Source organism: Marinobacter sp., from assembly GCF_044799475.1.
Lineage (GTDB): Bacteria > Pseudomonadota > Gammaproteobacteria > Pseudomonadales > Oleiphilaceae > Marinobacter.
Genome location: NZ_CP085217.1, coordinates 2,076,619 through 2,091,300 on the forward strand (window position 1 = coordinate 2,076,619; position 14,682 = coordinate 2,091,300).

The window sequence follows — 14,682 nt, forward strand, 5'->3', positions numbered from 1 at the left end:
CCGTCCGTATCAGGTTGTACGCAGGGTCAGACCGATGAAAACCGTCAGGCTTCGGCGTTGTGGTAGACGTTCTGTACGTCATCCAGATCGTTAAGCATATCGAGGAATTTTTCGAACATGATTATGTCGTCGCCTTCGACCTGGGTGGAGGTCTGAGGCAGGAACTGAATCTCATCCATCTCGAAATCAATCTCACCAAAAGCCTCGATCAGAGCCTGTCTGGCTTTGGCATATTCGGTGTTGGGCGCAAAGACAGTTATTTTGCCCTCCTCATGCTCAATATCGGTAACATCCACATCCGCCGTCATCAGCGCTTCCAGCACCGAGTCTTCATCGTCACCAGTGAAAGACAGGATGGCACAGTGATCGAACATGTGGCTGACACTGCCAGGGGTGCCAATCTTGCATTTGGTCTTGGTGAAACACTGGCGCACATCACCGAAGGTGCGATTAGGGTTGTCGGTCAGGCAGTCCACGATCACCATGCAGTTGCCAGGCCCAAAACCCTCGTAGCGGGCCGGGGAAAACTCCTCGCCGCCGCCACCCTGGGCCTTGTCCAGCGCTTTTTCTATAACGTGTGCCGGGACCTGGTCCTTCTTGGCACGATCAAGCAGGCCGCGCAGAGAGAGATTGCCTTCAGGGTCGGCACCCCCCGCCTTCGCGCACACGTAGATCTCGCGCCCGTATTTGCTGTAGACCCTGGTTTTCGCGTTCGCCGTCTTGGCCATGGAATCTTTGCGGTTCTGGTAGGCTCTGCCCATTGCACTGTCTCATTGGTATCCGGAAAGGTGCCAAATTTTACACATAAAAACGGCAGCAGATCCATTTCTGTTCGCTACTATCGAATTTTACATGTAGCGGCGGGGAAAAGGCTGGCAGGTAGCCGGGGACCAGCATAATCGGCTTCATCAGAGACCGGCTATGCTGGCAGGCCAACCTGAACGGAATGCAGGTTAACTTCGTTCTTCTCGCCCCCGCCTTGCACTGTCAATGCCATGGGAAGCTGCATCTGAAAGAGCGCGACCCAGGGCCCGGCGGGCTTTTGGATTGACGCCCAGATAGAAACCGACGGCAAAAGTGCCCGCTGTTACCAGTGGCTTGTGCTCCTGCACCGTATGTTCCAGTTGTCGGGTTACGCTGCCGAGCGCTGCAGCTTCGCGCATGAGACCGGAGAGTTCATCCGGCGGTGCTTCAGGGTTTCCCCCTTGACGTTTCGATGGCGTTACCAGGGCCTTGCAGATGGCCAGCAGTATCAGCGTCGCCACCAGCATGATCAGGCCAGTGGCTGCCGCCGCGCCTGCCGGTTGCAGCCAGTGCGTCAGGCCCATATAGAGCCCGGCCACAAGAAAGCCAATGCCGACCAGGCCCACCAGCATGGAGAAACAGAGCAGCGCCATGGAGAACAGTGCCTGTATCACTGTTTCTTTCATAGAAAACCCCGGATCAGCGGCGGGACTGGACGAGCAGCCCGGTAATCAGACCAATCACAAAAGTCAGCAGGACGCTGCTGAAGGGTTTGTCCTCGATCTGGGATTCGACGGCATGGCCGGCCTTTCTTGCGCTGTCCCGGGCCTGGCCAACACCGTCCTTGACCCGGTCATAGCCCTGTTCGGCACGGCCAGCTGCAATTTCCTGAAGGGTCTCGGTGATACTGCGCATGTCCTCACGCAGCTTGGTTACTTCGCTGCGAAGCTTATCTACGTCCTGGTCTGCCATGGGGCATCTCCTTTTGTTCAAGCCTGTTTGTGATTAGCATGATTGCCGCCCAAAAGGGTTTTTCAGGCGGTACCTATAATATTTAGTGGCTAAATTACTATTTTTCAATGGTGTTTCAGGAAAATAAGACTCCGGATAGTTGATTGTGCTGTCTGTCAGCGGATACTGGCGCCGGATACGACAGGGCCCAAAAACGACTGGCCCCCCGGAAGCTGAAACAGCTATAGTCGCGGAAAATTATCATCTGAGGTTTCCGGAATATGGCCGCTCGCCCCCCCAAAACCAACATTGTGCTTATCGGCATGCCAGGCTCGGGCAAAAGCACGGTCGGGGTGTTACTGGCAAAACGCGCGGCAATGAGCTTTGTTGACACGGATCTGCTGATTCAGGCCGCCGAAGGCCGCTCACTGCAGAGCATCATTGATACAGATGGCTATGAGGTTCTTCGGCAAATCGAAGAGCGGGTGCTGCTTGCCATTGACCTGGAAAACCACGTCATTGCCACTGGCGGTAGTGCGGTATACAGCGAACGGGCGATGACCCATCTCGGAAACAGCGGGACGATCGTGTTTCTTGACGTCAGCCTTGCCACCGTTGAGGCGCGTATCGGGGATTTCAGCATGCGGGGTATCTCCAGGCGCGTGGACCAGAGTATCGCTGAACTGTTTGAAGAGCGTTATCAGTTGTATAAACGGTTTGCAGACATCACCATTGCCGGCAATGCCCGGAATCAGGAAGAGGTCTGCGGGCAGATTCTCCAGGCGGCACGCCTGGAGTCATAGCCGGGACATCAGGTCTCTTTTTTCACAGCGGCGTTCTTTTCAGAAGCTTTGGTGGCAGAGGCCCCCGCTTTGGGGGCTGATTTTTTGCCCTCACTCTTTCTGCTGTCTTCTTCCATCCTCTCAAGCAGATCATTGACGGCCTGCGCGAACTGGACAGGGGAGTCTTCCTGCAGAAAGTGTCCCCCGGTCAGAGTGACGTGAGGTTGTCCCTTCGCCCCCGGAATCCGCTCCTGCATGTATTTGTCGCCCCCTCTCATAATGGGATCGCCGTTGCTGAAGGTCGTGAGGAACGGCTTTTCCCATTTCTCCAGCACCTTCCAGGCCTCCCTGTTGGCTTCCGATGCCGGGTTGTCCGGGCTCACTGGAACCAGCTTGGGGAAGGCCCGGGTTCCGGCCTTGTATTTGCTGTTGGGGAAGGGAGCATCGTAGGCCCTGCGCTCCTCCGGTCCCAGAGTTCTGAAACTGCCCGCATTGACTATTCTGGCAATGGGAAACCAGGGGCTGTAGGTGGCGAACCCCCGCCACAGCTGAAATACCCTGGGCACCGCCTGATCGCCAGTTGGCAACATGCCGTTGCCCACCACTATGGCCCGGAAACGATCCGGGTTTTCAGCAGCCAATCGGAGGCCGAGGAGTGAGCCCCAGTCCTGGCAGACCAGGGTGATGTCGGACAAATCAAGCTGCTCGATCACGGACTTGAGCCAGTCCATGTGGCTCTGATAGCTGTAATCATCGATCTTTGCCGGTTTGTCTGATTTGCCGAAGCCGATCAGGTCTGGCGCGATAACCCTATGACCAGCGGCCGCGCAGATGGGGATCATATGCCGGTAAAGATAGGACCAGGAGGGTTCACCGTGAAGCATGAGCACGGGCTTCGCATCATGGGGGCCTTCGTCCACGTAGTGCATGCGCAGGCCATCCACTTCCAGATAGTTTGGCTCAAAAGGATAGTCCAGCATCCGTTTAAAGCGTGATTCCGGTGTGCGCAACGCTTCCATACAGTCTCCCTGTTTTAGCTGAAAAATTGATATGCTTTTGCTCCCGGTACTTTCGGGCATGCCAGGCATCCTGATTATGCCTGGCCCATCTACGGCTTCGGGTAATCCTGCTGAACAGCCGCGAGGATTTCTTTTTGACGTCTGGCCGTTTTAGCCGTTCCTGAGATCTGCTAGCAAGCCACTCCACTGGGGCACAGCTTGCGGCTTCGCTCCAGCTGGAGGGTGACATGGGTAATGCGAAAGCGCTCCTTCAGCACCCAGCTGACCTCTTCGATAAGAGCATCGTCATGCCGGCTGTCCGGTTTGACCAGGTGGACCGTGAGGGCGGTTTCGGTAGTGCTCAGCCCCCAGATATGGAGATCGTGGGCTTCCTCTATTCCGGGTAACTCCCTCAGGTAGTCCCGGATCTCCTGTGGATCAATGCCTCTGGGCACGGCATCCATGGCCAGATCCAGCGAGTCCCGTAACAGGGACCAGGTGCCAACGAAAATGGCAGCCGCGATGGCCAGACTGATCACTGGATCCAGCCACTGGGCGCCGGTGAGCATGATGATAATGGCCGTAACCACCACCCCCAGTGAAATGCCCGCGTCTGCGGCCATATGCAGGAAAGCACCCCGGATGTTGAGGTCCTGCTTGCGATCCGCGATAAACAGCATCATGGTGGCGGCGTTGATCACCACGCCAGCCCCGGCCACCAGAGCCACGGTCATGCCGGCAACTTCAGTTGGGTTGCCGAGGCGGTTGATGGCCTCCCAGGTTATGCCTCCTATAGCGGCCAGCAGGATCAGGGCGTTGAACAGGGCAGCAAGAATGGTGGATTTTCTCAGGCCATAGGTGCGCCAGCGTGAGGCTTCACGTTCCGCCAGATAGCTTGCTCCCCACGCCAGCACCAGGCCCAGCACGTCACTCAGGTTATGCCCGGCATCGGCGAGCAGCGCAAGCGAGTCGGCCATTACGCCGAATACTACTTCGACGATCACAAAGCCGATATTCAGAAAGACGGCCAGAGCAAAGGTCCGGTTATAGTTCCGGACCCCGTGGCTGTGACCATGGCCGTGGCCATGGTGGTCGTGGGAATGCGCCATGTGTCTCCCTTTTCGTTCCCGGGCGTCAGGCCATCCGGGGAACCCGCCGGATGCCCTTCCGGATGCCCTGCTCCAGAGCTTTCTGCACCAGTTTACCGGTGAAGGGCACTATGTCTTCAAAACTGATGGTGTAGCTGATTCTTGTCTGATCCCCGTTGGCATCGGAAAACCGGATGCGTCCGAGGTGATTGCGCAGCGGGCTCATCCCCGTGACCGTGTACTCGATCACCGAGTCCGGTTCGAAACGGATGATGGTCTCTTCCAGTCCGATAGGCCCAATACCTATCCGCCGTACCGATCCAAGACCGTTGGGGTCTGCCTGCTCACTGTCCGTGATCCGTTTGACCGGCACACCCAGGAGCTTGCCGAAACGCTCATGGTCTGCGAAGAGGGCGAAGGCCCGTTCCCGTGAAACCGCAAAGGTTTCCTCAATTTCAATACTATATGTCGCCATGATATAGCCTGTGTGAAAACGTCATTTAACCCGTGGATCAGACTAACGTCTTATCGTTGGCAACAAAAGTCATCAGTTCCGGCGATCCAGGCTCGTTCCCAGGCCCCACCCCCTGACTCTGATCGAAAAATGACCTAGGATGGAGGTTGAGCAGCTATTTCCAGGGAAAGAGCAGGAGGGAGCATGATTCCAAAAACCATGAAGGCCGTTCAGCTCACTGGTCACGGTGGGCTGGACAAGCTGGTCTATCGAGAAGATGTACCGGTGCCTGAACCCGGTCCAGGGGAAGTTTTGCTTGAGGTCAGTGCCTGCGGGATGAACAACACGGATGTGTGGGTCCGGGAAGGGGCTTACGGAAGTGAGGAAGATCCGGAGGCTGTATCCACCTGGCGCAGGGGTCGCTCAACCCTGGAGTTTCCCCGTATCCAGGGCACAGACATAGTCGGCAGGATCGTCGCTGTCGGCGAGGGCGTATCCGAATCACGCATTGGTGAGCGGGTGATTGTGGACTTCAGCATCTACAACCGTCCCGAAGGCGATGACAGCCTTGCCGATATTGATTACATCGGTCATGGCCGTGACGGTGGCTACGCCGAATACACGGTAGTGCCATCCGCCAATGCCTATACAGTGGATACGGACATGGACGATGCCGAACTGGCGACTTTTTCCTGCGCCTATCTCACCGGTGAGCACATGCTGGACCGCGCCCGCCTCGCCGCGGGTGAACGGGTGCTGGTTACAGGGGCCTCGGGAGGTGTGGGTTCAGCCATCATCCAGCTGGCCCGGGCCCGTGGTGCCATTCCCTATGCGGTAACCAGCGAAGCCAAGGCCAGTGCCATCAGGGACATAGGGGCCGAGGCTACGATTATCCGGGGCGAAGGGGACCTGGTGAAAAAGACGGAAGAGGCCACAAAAGGTGAACCGATTGACGTGGTCGCCGACCTCGTGGCGGGGCCGATGTTCAACGACCTGTTGCGGATTCTCAAGATGGAAGGCCGCTACACCACGGCGGGGGCGATTGCCGGACCGGTGGTGGAGCTGGACCTTCGCACCATGTACCTCAAGCAGCTGGAGCTGCACGGCTCGTCCCAGGGTACCCGGACCGCATTCCGGCGGCTGCTGCAGTATATCGAGGAGGGCAGAATACGGTCCCTGCTGGACCGCACCTACCGGCTTTCAGATTTTCACAATGCACAGACCGCATTCATGTCCAAAAGCTTCATTGGCAAGCTGGTTGTTGTTCCTGACAGTAAATGGGACGAAACAGGAGCACCCCATGGCAAATCTGAATGAAAGTGATGACCGCAGAGACCCCAGAACCGATCGGCGGAGACGTCCGGTGGTCACCGGGGAAACGCCTCCGGGCCATAGGCTGCGTTCGATTGAGCTGGTGGACATGCAGTCCGGCGGCGATGTCAGCCGGATAGTCACCAGGGGTGTAAGTCACCTTCCGGGGGGCACGGTCCTTGAGCAGATGCGCTACATCCAGAAGCATGGGGATGGATTTCGCCGCTGGCTCCTGTCTGAGCCCTACGGCGACCCTTACATGTCCATCGACCTCATAGTGCCTGCAGATAATCCGAAGGCACAGGCTGGTTACATCATCATGGAAGCCATGGGCTATCCCCTGTACTCCGGCTCCAATACCATCTGCACCGCTGCTGCAGTGCTGGAGAACGGCATAGTGCCCATGGAGGAGGGCGAGCAGAAACTGGTGCTGGAGTCGCCGGCCGGCCTTTCCCATGTGACCGCCCACAACCGCAATGGTCGGGTTGAATCCATCACCACCCGGAGTGAACCCGCCTTTGTGGCCGCCAGGGACATGGTTGCCGAGGTGCCAGGCTTCGGGAAAGTACGCTTTGACCTGGTGTGGAGTGGTGCCTACTTTGCGATGGTGGAGGCGCCGCCCCTCGGCTTTGGTCTGGTCAATGACGAAATGGCCGCCCTGGCCACTTTTGGCAGGGCGTTTGTTGAAGCGGCGAGGCCTGCAGTGACACAGGAACATCCGGAGCTGGGCCATGTAGGACCCTTGCCGTTTGTCCATCTGATGGGGCCGGTAGAGCGCCGTGAAAATGGTGGTTTCCGGTCCCGCTCGGCCACCTATGTGCATCCGGGGGTGATCTGTCGGAGTCCAACCGGAACGGGCACCACCGCCCGGCTGGCACTCATGCACAGTGCCGGCGAAGTGCGCGACGGGGACTGGCTGGAAACCATCTCTCCCAGGGGGAGTTCCTTCATCGGAACCGTGCTTGGTGAAGCCAGGGTCGGGGACCACAGGGCACTGAATACCGAAATTACCGGCCGGGCCTGGACCCTGGCGAGATCCCAGGTGATGCTGGATCTGGATGACCCGCTGGTCGACGTGAGGGATCTGGAGGGCGTTCTGAATTCTCACGAAATTCCTCCCGTCAGTAGTTGAAATCTTTGAATCCGGGGGCTGCTGCACGTTTGCGGAGACGGCTGCTTGTTATTCCCTCCAGAAGTAAGCAATTGTCATCTATTCCGATACGTTCTCTGCAACCGGTTATGGAGTGATCCATACGCCTTATACTGTAAGTACATGGTTATGCAGGTGAGATATAAAATAAAAGATTTTTGATCAGCGATGCGACGCAGGCCGGCAGTAATTACAAACAACAACATCAAATTCTATTCACTCTACCCATGTAGAGGAGGTGCAGAATGAGAAGGCTGTTTTACCTGGTATCTTCAATTGAAAGCGCTAAAGAGATTTCCGACGACCTGCACAGGGAAGGCGTCTCCGACTGGCGTTTCCACATCATAAGTCGGGATGAAGCTGGCCTTTACACCCACAAATTGCAGAGCGCTGGAGTGGCTGACCGAACAGATCTTGTTCGCTACGTTCAGCGGGGAGCACTGGTGGGGCTGGTTCTGGGACTGGCGTTTGTGCTGCCTCTGGCGATCTTTGGCTTTCTCGGTCTGCCCGCTGCGGCCTGGATTGCTCTGGTTGTCTTTCTTGCTGTGGCCGGTGGCTGGCTCGGCGGCTTCGGTGGCATTCAGGGGGAAAATTACCGTATTGCGCCCTTTCATGATGACATCAAGGCCGGTAAGCACCTGGTCATGGTGGATGTGCCGAAAGAACATATTCCCAAAGTGAAGGAACTGATGAAAAAGCACCATCCTGAAGCCGAACTGGAGGGTCAGGACTCCGCATTCAACAATCCGTTTGCGTCAAAACGCAACAGACCGCGATCAGCCTGATGATGAACCTGTTGTTCAGCCGGCCTCTGCCAGGAAAGGTAACTGTCATTTTACTCGCCTGCTTTGTGCTGGCGGCCTGTACAGGTAAACCTCAGGGGGTGGAGCCGGTTAAAGGTTTTGAAAAGGAGCGCTACCTTGGCAAATGGCATGAGATCGCCAGGCTGGACCATTCCTTCGAGGAGGGGCTGAGCCGCGTGACGGCTGACTATACGCTTCGCGAAGATGGCGGGGTGAAGGTGGTCAACCGGGGCTACTCCAGGGAAGATCAGGAATGGTCCGAAGCCACAGGCAAGGCTTACTTTGTGGAGGATGAGACGACCGCGTGGCTCAAAGTTTCCTTCTTCGGCCCTTTTTACGGCAGTTATATTGTTTTCGAACTTGGCGAGAACTATGACTATTCGTTCGTGTCCGGCCCGGACAAATCCTACCTCTGGTTGCTGGCAAGATCGCCCCGGGTCGAGCCGGCACTTGTAGAAGCCTTTATCGCAAAGTCAGAAGCTCTGGGCTTCGATACCAGTGAGTTGATCTTCGTGGATCACCCATCCGCGAACGACTGATTGCAGTGGCTGTACTGCCGCTGGCCTTTCCCTGAAATGCGTTGTTTCCAGGCGTCTGCCTCTCCTCCGGAGTCAGTGTTTGCAGAAAATGACCAAAGGTCATACCATGACCGCCGGTCACAACCCGGTGACTGACAGTAAAGGTCAGAACAAACCCATGAATTATCAGGATGACGTTTTTCGCCGGCGCGAGCGGCTGCTTCTGGGTGCAGCCCTGGAGCTGTTTCGGGCGCGCGGGTGGGAGCAGGTTACAGTTGCCCAGGTCGCGGACTCCGCCGGTATCGGCAAGGGCACGGTTTACAAACACTTTGCCGCCAAGGAATCCATATACGCCCGCCTTGCCCTGGAATTTTCCGAGCGCTGTCTTGCCTGTTACCGGGAAGTGCCTCCAGCCGACAGCCCTCTGCATGCCCTCCGAACGGTTATCCGGATGGCTTTCGATCTCATGCAGCAGAACCCCACGGAAGTTCAACTGAGCCTTTACTGTGAGCGCCCCGAGTTCCAGGAGCGTCTGGATCCGGAAGTCCAGTCGCGCTTTATCCGGCTGGAAAATGAATACAGCGCACTGTTTAACGAGTTCATCGAAGCCGCGGTTGCCAGAGGTGAAATGGCGGCAGTGTCCACTGAGGCGGTCTACTGGGGCATAGAGGCCGGCTTCCATGGCGTCATGGCCAGGATTGCCGCCGGAGGTTTCGGGCGCTGGTGCGGCACGCCTGATATGTCCCGTTATTTTGATCACGTAGCTGATTTCATGATTGCGGGCCTGGTTGGCGCGCCTGCAATAAGACCAGAGCCTCCGACGCAGGGCAGCCCGGATTCACAAGGTGAAAAAGAATGAAAGTCATGGAAAACGTCAAGCTGGGCTCTATCAGCCTGGCACTTGTGGTGGCGATAGCTCTGGTGATCTGGCTTGCCACGGGCGAGATGAAGATGGCTGCTGTAGAGAAACCGGAGCCGGAACAACAGAAACAGCAGACTCTGCCCCGGGTGCAGACCGAAACCCTGAGGGTTGAAGCTTACCAGCCAGAGATGCTGATTCAGGGCCAGATTGAGCCCTGGCGCCGGGTGACGATCTACTCCCAGGTCACCGGCACCGTGGTTGAACTGCCGGTTGCCCAGGGCACCTCTGTCAGGACCGGAGAGAGGCTATTAAGGATATCGGAAGACGAGCGCACTGCCAGCAGCCTTCGCGCCCAGGCAAAACTCCGGCAGATCGAAGCAGAACTGGCCGCCACTGACCGGTTGCGGGCTGACAACCTGGTGTCCCGGGCCGAGAAACTGCGCCTGGAAAGTGAACTGGCCAGTGCAAAGGCGGACCTTATCCAGGCCAGGCTGGCTGTTGACCATCTGACACCCGAGGTGCCTTTTGATGGTGTCGTCAATCACCGTGCCGTGGAGCTTGGCCAGTACGTTCAGCCCGGCCAGGCCCTGATGGATATTGTTCAGGTGGACCGCCTCAAGGTCAGCGGCACTGCGCCTCAGCAGACGGTTGCCCGGCTCGCGGAGGGTCAGAAGGTCAGTGTAGAGCTTCTGGACGGTCGTACTCTCGCTGGCACCGTCAGTTTCATTGCAAGTGCGGCAGACGCCCAGAGCCGGAGTTTTCACGTTGAGGCCGAGCTGCCAAACCCGGATGGCCTGAGGATAGCCGGAGGCAGCGCCACCATGCGGGTCCTCTTGCCGGGGCAGCCGGCCATATTCCTGTCCCCCGCCTACCTGACTCTGGGGGACGATGGCAGGCTGGGTGTCCGCCATGTGGGCGACGAAGACCGGGTGAGGTTCACCCCGGTCAGCCTGCTCAGCGTAACCACAGAAGGTGCCTGGGTAACCGGTCTGCCCGACGAGGTCCGGCTGATCACCCTGGGTGGCGGCTTTGTCGCGCCAGGGCAGCAGGTCCAGCCTGTAAACAGGGACAGCTGATCAATGCGCACACTTATTTATGCTGCCCTGAATCGCAGCCGTACCACACTGTTGACCCTGCTTTTCCTTATGATTGGTGGGATAGCAGCCTTCCAGGCCATTCCCAGGGAGGCCAATCCGGATATCACCATTCCGATGATCTATGTCTCCATGAGTCTGGAGGGCATTAGCCCGGAAGATGCAGAACGGCTTCTGGTGCGCCCCATGGAGCAGGAGCTCCGCTCACTGGAGGGGGTCAAGGAGATGCGTGGCACCGCTTCGGAAGGCCATGCCTCGGTGATGCTGGAATTCGATGCCGGCTTCAATGCCGACCTGGCGCTTCAGGATGTCCGGGAGAAGGTGGACACAGCCCGCAGCAAGCTTCCTGACGAAGCGGATGAGCCCCGGGTCAACGAGATCAACGTGTCCCTTTTCCCGGTATTGTCCATCGGATTGTCGGGGCCGGTGTCAGAGCGCGAGCTGATCGCTGTGGCCCGTCGCCTGCAGGATGCCATTGAAGGCATTCCCCAGGTTCTTGAAGTGGAGATAGGCGGTGACCGGGAAGACATGCTGGAAATCGTCGTCAATCCCCAGGTTCTGGAAAGCTACGGCATAGACTACGACGATCTCGCCATGCTGATCACCCGGAATAACCAGCTGGTGGCCGCCGGCAGCCTGGATACTGGCGCCGGCCGCATGTCCATGAAAGTGCCAGGGGTGATCGAGACCATCGAGGACGTCATGTCCATGCCCATCAAGATTGACGGCGATTCGGTGGTTACTTTCGGCGATGTCGCCATGCTCCAGCGGGGCTTCAAGGACCCGACCGGATTTGCCCGCATCAACGGGGATCCGGCTCTGGTGCTGGAGGTGTCCAAGCGCACAGGCGCCAACATCATTGAAACCGTGGCCCAGGTGAAGGCACTGGTCAGTGAGGCCGAGCCCAGGTTTCCGGAAGGTATTGAAGTGCAGTACATCATGGACCAGTCCACGGAAGTGGAAAACATTCTCGGGGACCTGCTCAACAATGTGCTGACGGCCATTGTGCTGGTGATCATCGTGATCATTGCCACCATGGGCCTGCGCTCGGCCCTGCTGGTGGGGCTGACCATCCCCGGGGCTTTCCTTGCGGGGATTCTGCTGATCTGGGGTCTGGGCTTCACCCTCAACATTGTCGTGCTGTTCAGTCTGATTCTGGTTGCCGGCATGCTGGTTGATGGTGCCATTGTGGTGTCCGAGCTGGCGGACCGGAACCTCCATGAAGGCCTGCCGCCCCGCAAAGCCTGGGCTGAGGCTGCTAGCCGTATGGCCTGGCCAGTTATTGCCTCCACTGCCACCACCCTCGCTGTGTTCCTGCCCCTGCTGTTCTGGCCGGGCACGGTAGGGGAGTTCATGAAGTTCCTGCCGATCACGGTGATTCTGTGTCTGCTGGCGTCTCTGGCCATGGCCCTGATCTTCCTGCCGGTCCTGGGCGGGGTGAGCGGTGGCGGCGGCGCCCCAAAACCGGTCACCGAGGGCCGCTTCGGCAGGCGTTACCGGGCAACCCTGACAGCCCTGCTCAAGCGTCCGGGGCTGACCCTGCTATCAGTGATCCTGGCCACCGGGCTCATATACGTGGCCTATGGAAAGTTCAATCACGGTGTTGAGTTCTTCCCCAGTGTGGAACCGGACTCCGCCCAGGTGTGGGTGCGGGCCAGAGGTGATCTGTCGGTATTCGAACGGGACCGGCTGGTGCAGAGAGTGGAATCCCGGCTTACCGGTATGCCCGAAGTGAAGGCGCTTTACGCCCGCTCCATGGTGAACCCCAGTAACCAGCTGGCACCGGATGTGGTGGGGGTGCTGCAGTTCCAGTTCGAAGACTGGCATGAACGCCGTCCGGCCAGAGAAATCCTCGCAGACTTCCGGGATCGCACATCGGATATTCCCGGTGTGGTGCTGGAATTCAGGGAACAGGAGGAAGGCCCGGGGTCCGGCAAGCCCATAGAGCTCAAGGTCAGCAGCCGCGAGAGCGGGGCGCTGGATGGTTATGTGGAAAAGCTCCGGGGTGCCATGGAAGAAACAGGCAGCTTTGTGGACCTGGAGGATGATCGTAGTCTTCCGGGCATCGAATGGCGACTGAACGTCGACCGGGAGGCCGCCGCCCGGTTCGGAACCGATGTGCTCAGCGCGGGTAGTGCGGTAAAGCTGGTAACCAATGGCCTGGTGCTGGCCACCTATCGGCCGGAAGATGTGCGGGATGAAGTGGATATCGCTGTCCGGCTCCCCAGGTCGTGGCGGGAGCTGGATCAGTTTGAGCGTCTCACCATCAGTACCAGCCGGGGGCAGGTGCCGCTTTCCTATTTCCTGACTCTGGAGCCGGCCCCCAAAACCGGAACCATTCAGCGGGTGGACGGCCAGCGCACCATTACCATCAAGGCGGATCTTGCGCCGGGAGCACAGGTGGCTGATCAGCTTCTTGCATTGCGGAATGAGATGCCCGCGCCCCCGGAGGGTGTGACCGTGAAGTTTGCCGGCGAAGACGAAGAGCAGCGGGAAGCTGCGGTATTTCTTGGCAGTGCGTTTGCGGTAGCCATTGCACTGATGCTGCTGATTCTGGTTACCCAGTTCAATTCCATCTATCAGGCCATGCTGATCCTGTCCGCAATCGTGCTTTCAACGGCGGGAGTGCTGCTGGGGCTGCTTCTGAACGGCCAGTCTTTTGGCATTGTGATGGTGGGCATGGGAATCATCGCGCTTGCAGGTATTGTGGTTAACAACAACATTGTTCTTATCGATACCTATAATCATATGCGAAGAGACGGCATAGCGGCATTCGAGGCGGCTCTGGAAACAGGGTGTCTGAGGTTGCGCCCGGTTCTGTTGACCGCCATCACCACCATTCTTGGCCTTATGCCGATGGTAATGGGTATCAACGTGGATCTGCTGACGCCATCGCTGGGCCTTGGGGCGCCATCAACCCAGTGGTGGACCCAGCTCTCCAGCGCCATTGCCGGTGGTCTGGCATTTGCCACGCTGCTTACTCTGCTGCTGACGCCAGCTTTGCTCGTGCTGGGTGACCGGGTGGCGCAGCGATTGCCGGGGGGGCAGGAAGTTCGGGTCAGGTGAATATGTTGCAAATGGGAATTATTCGCGTTAACTTGCTTGTCAGGTCCACATTCCGGAATGCGGCGGTCGGCTGAAACCTGATCCGACGCATTCCGGCGACAACGTAAGGAGACGACCATGTCATTCCGGCCCGAACCGCCTGTTGCGGAAGCTCACGAGGGCATCAAGCTCGCGGTGTTATCCGTTGGCATTGTTTTCATTCTGACCCTTGTCGGGCTTCTCGCCGCAGGGTCCAGCGTCGTGCAGTAGATCAGCACCTCGGGCTCGCCCACGAAAAATCTCTCGAGGTCCAGCGGGAAACCAGCACCAGACTTGAGAAGCGGGTTCGGGAGCCCACACGGTCAGTTTCCATTGTCACCGGTTGCCATCAGCTGAATGGATCAGGTGTGCTCAGCCGTGCCCTTGGGCGGCCACTGCTATAAATACGGATGACGGTCGGTGAAATTGGCGCTAATCTGGCCATTAACCGGGGGCAATTCGCCTACCTCGTTCTCTGGTACACCAGTGCGTCACCTTCTTGCCATACTGCCTGAATTCAGCCGCTTGCCCGGTGCACGGCGCTGTCGCTCTGCAGTCATGCCGATTTTTCTGTCGCTGTGTCTGGCTCTTCTGGCCGTGCTGTCGATGCCAGGCGAAGCTTATACAGGAAAACAGGCTGCTTTTGCCCCGGATACCCCTGGTACATCCAGTCCCGGCTCAGGCTCCAGGCGGTCGTTCATGCCCGCGTCAGGGCACAGTGAAGCTGGCATATCTCACGGGTCCGACAGCAGTGATCAGGACAGTTTCCCGTCCCACCTGGTTTTTCCGGACAGCGCTGTCTCCAGCGGCCCCGGCCCGGAATTCATCCCCCTTCCCGGGGGA

At 58.1% G+C, this 14,682-nt stretch carries 15 protein-coding genes; 9 read left to right on the forward strand and 6 right to left on the reverse strand.

The window, feature by feature from the left end; translation table 11 throughout:
• Nucleotides 1-44: 44 nt before the first annotated feature.
• The 3 genes from LG327_RS09740 to LG327_RS09750 all read right to left on the reverse strand — a co-directional run bounded on the left by LG327_RS09740 (nt 45) and on the right by LG327_RS09750 (nt 1,716).
• Nucleotides 45-761: a YebC/PmpR family DNA-binding transcriptional regulator gene (locus tag LG327_RS09740; RefSeq protein WP_404369086.1), complete on the reverse strand. Its 717-nt coding sequence runs from the start codon at nt 759-761 to the stop codon at nt 45-47.
• Between the two features lie 192 nt (nt 762-953).
• Nucleotides 954-1,430 (reverse strand): hypothetical protein, encoded by a 477-nt coding sequence (locus tag LG327_RS09745; protein WP_404369088.1) that lies wholly within the window; start codon nt 1,428-1,430, stop codon nt 954-956.
• A gap of 13 nt (nt 1,431-1,443) precedes the next feature.
• Nucleotides 1,444-1,716: a hypothetical protein gene (locus tag LG327_RS09750; protein WP_404369091.1), complete on the reverse strand. Its 273-nt coding sequence runs from the start codon at nt 1,714-1,716 to the stop codon at nt 1,444-1,446.
• A 260-nt stretch (nt 1,717-1,976) separates the two neighbouring features.
• Between LG327_RS09750 and LG327_RS09755 the strand changes: the two genes are divergently transcribed.
• Nucleotides 1,977-2,498: a shikimate kinase gene (locus LG327_RS09755; RefSeq protein ID WP_404369093.1), complete on the forward strand. Its 522-nt coding sequence runs from the start codon at nt 1,977-1,979 to the stop codon at nt 2,496-2,498.
• 8 nt (nt 2,499-2,506) lie between these two features.
• Here LG327_RS09755 and LG327_RS09760 read toward each other — a convergent pair whose 3' ends face one another.
• The 3 genes from LG327_RS09760 to LG327_RS09770 all read right to left on the reverse strand — a co-directional run bounded on the left by LG327_RS09760 (nt 2,507) and on the right by LG327_RS09770 (nt 5,038).
• Complete coding sequence (locus LG327_RS09760) at nt 2,507-3,496, reverse strand: haloalkane dehalogenase (protein WP_404369096.1); 990 nt, start codon at nt 3,494-3,496, stop codon at nt 2,507-2,509.
• 170 nt (nt 3,497-3,666) lie between these two features.
• Nucleotides 3,667-4,584 (reverse strand): cation diffusion facilitator family transporter, encoded by a 918-nt coding sequence (locus LG327_RS09765; RefSeq protein WP_404369098.1) that lies wholly within the window; start codon nt 4,582-4,584, stop codon nt 3,667-3,669.
• A 25-nt stretch (nt 4,585-4,609) separates the two neighbouring features.
• Nucleotides 4,610-5,038 (reverse strand): SRPBCC family protein, encoded by a 429-nt coding sequence (locus tag LG327_RS09770; protein WP_404369101.1) that lies wholly within the window; start codon nt 5,036-5,038, stop codon nt 4,610-4,612.
• Nucleotides 5,039-5,221: 183 nt separating this feature from the next.
• On the opposite strand from LG327_RS09770, the gene LG327_RS09775 reads away from it, so the two are divergent.
• The 8 genes from LG327_RS09775 to LG327_RS09810 all read left to right on the forward strand — a co-directional run bounded on the left by LG327_RS09775 (nt 5,222) and on the right by LG327_RS09810 (nt 14,070).
• Complete coding sequence (locus LG327_RS09775; RefSeq protein WP_404369104.1) at nt 5,222-6,334, forward strand: alcohol dehydrogenase family protein; 1,113 nt, start codon at nt 5,222-5,224, stop codon at nt 6,332-6,334.
• Nucleotides 6,318-7,460 carry a proline racemase family protein gene (locus LG327_RS09780; RefSeq protein ID WP_404369107.1) on the forward strand — a complete coding sequence of 381 codons (1,143 nt, stop codon included), beginning with the start codon at nt 6,318-6,320 and terminating at the stop codon, nt 7,458-7,460. Before LG327_RS09775 ends, LG327_RS09780 begins: the two co-directional genes overlap by 17 nt.
• Before the next feature lie 263 nt (nt 7,461-7,723).
• The gene (locus tag LG327_RS09785; protein ID WP_404369110.1) at nt 7,724-8,263 is read left to right on the forward strand and encodes a hypothetical protein; all 540 of its coding nucleotides are present in this window, start codon (nt 7,724-7,726) and stop codon (nt 8,261-8,263) included.
• A gap of 98 nt (nt 8,264-8,361) precedes the next feature.
• Nucleotides 8,362-8,820 (forward strand): lipocalin family protein, encoded by a 459-nt coding sequence (locus LG327_RS09790; RefSeq protein WP_404369113.1) that lies wholly within the window; start codon nt 8,362-8,364, stop codon nt 8,818-8,820.
• An 88-nt stretch (nt 8,821-8,908) separates the two neighbouring features.
• Nucleotides 8,909-9,658: a TetR/AcrR family transcriptional regulator gene (locus tag LG327_RS09795; protein WP_404369329.1), complete on the forward strand. Its 750-nt coding sequence runs from the start codon at nt 8,909-8,911 to the stop codon at nt 9,656-9,658.
• The gene (locus tag LG327_RS09800; protein ID WP_404369116.1) at nt 9,655-10,737 is read left to right on the forward strand and encodes an efflux RND transporter periplasmic adaptor subunit; all 1,083 of its coding nucleotides are present in this window, start codon (nt 9,655-9,657) and stop codon (nt 10,735-10,737) included. Before LG327_RS09795 ends, LG327_RS09800 begins: the two co-directional genes overlap by 4 nt.
• A 3-nt stretch (nt 10,738-10,740) precedes the next feature.
• Entirely contained in the window at nt 10,741-13,821 is a 3,081-nt protein-coding gene (locus LG327_RS09805) for an efflux RND transporter permease subunit (protein WP_404369119.1), read from the forward strand.
• Between the two features lie 117 nt (nt 13,822-13,938).
• Nucleotides 13,939-14,070 carry a hypothetical protein gene (locus tag LG327_RS09810; protein ID WP_404369122.1) on the forward strand — a complete coding sequence of 44 codons (132 nt, stop codon included), beginning with the start codon at nt 13,939-13,941 and terminating at the stop codon, nt 14,068-14,070.
• Nucleotides 14,071-14,682: the final 612 nt, after the last annotated feature.

What these genes read in the sequence shown, in the direction of transcription:
- LG327_RS09740 (WP_404369086.1), bottom strand. Translation starts at nt 761, where the DNA reads ATGGGCAGAGCCTACCAGAACCGCAAAGATTCCATGGCCAAGACGGCG.
- LG327_RS09745 (WP_404369088.1), bottom strand. Translation starts at nt 1,430, where the DNA reads ATGAAAGAAACAGTGATACAGGCACTGTTCTCCATGGCGCTGCTCTGT.
- LG327_RS09750 (WP_404369091.1), bottom strand. Translation starts at nt 1,716, where the DNA reads ATGGCAGACCAGGACGTAGATAAGCTTCGCAGCGAAGTAACCAAGCTG.
- LG327_RS09755 (WP_404369093.1), top strand. Translation starts at nt 1,977, where the DNA reads ATGGCCGCTCGCCCCCCCAAAACCAACATTGTGCTTATCGGCATGCCA.
- LG327_RS09760 (WP_404369096.1), bottom strand. Translation starts at nt 3,496, where the DNA reads ATGGAAGCGTTGCGCACACCGGAATCACGCTTTAAACGGATGCTGGAC.
- LG327_RS09765 (WP_404369098.1), bottom strand. Translation starts at nt 4,584, where the DNA reads ATGGCGCATTCCCACGACCACCATGGCCACGGCCATGGTCACAGCCAC.
- LG327_RS09770 (WP_404369101.1), bottom strand. Translation starts at nt 5,038, where the DNA reads ATGGCGACATATAGTATTGAAATTGAGGAAACCTTTGCGGTTTCACGG.
- LG327_RS09775 (WP_404369104.1), top strand. Translation starts at nt 5,222, where the DNA reads ATGATTCCAAAAACCATGAAGGCCGTTCAGCTCACTGGTCACGGTGGG.
- LG327_RS09780 (WP_404369107.1), top strand. Translation starts at nt 6,318, where the DNA reads ATGGCAAATCTGAATGAAAGTGATGACCGCAGAGACCCCAGAACCGAT.
- LG327_RS09785 (WP_404369110.1), top strand. Translation starts at nt 7,724, where the DNA reads ATGAGAAGGCTGTTTTACCTGGTATCTTCAATTGAAAGCGCTAAAGAG.
- LG327_RS09795 (WP_404369329.1), top strand. Translation starts at nt 8,909, where the DNA reads ATGACCAAAGGTCATACCATGACCGCCGGTCACAACCCGGTGACTGAC.
- LG327_RS09800 (WP_404369116.1), top strand. Translation starts at nt 9,655, where the DNA reads ATGAAAGTCATGGAAAACGTCAAGCTGGGCTCTATCAGCCTGGCACTT.
- LG327_RS09805 (WP_404369119.1), top strand. Translation starts at nt 10,741, where the DNA reads ATGCGCACACTTATTTATGCTGCCCTGAATCGCAGCCGTACCACACTG.
- LG327_RS09810 (WP_404369122.1), top strand. Translation starts at nt 13,939, where the DNA reads ATGTCATTCCGGCCCGAACCGCCTGTTGCGGAAGCTCACGAGGGCATC.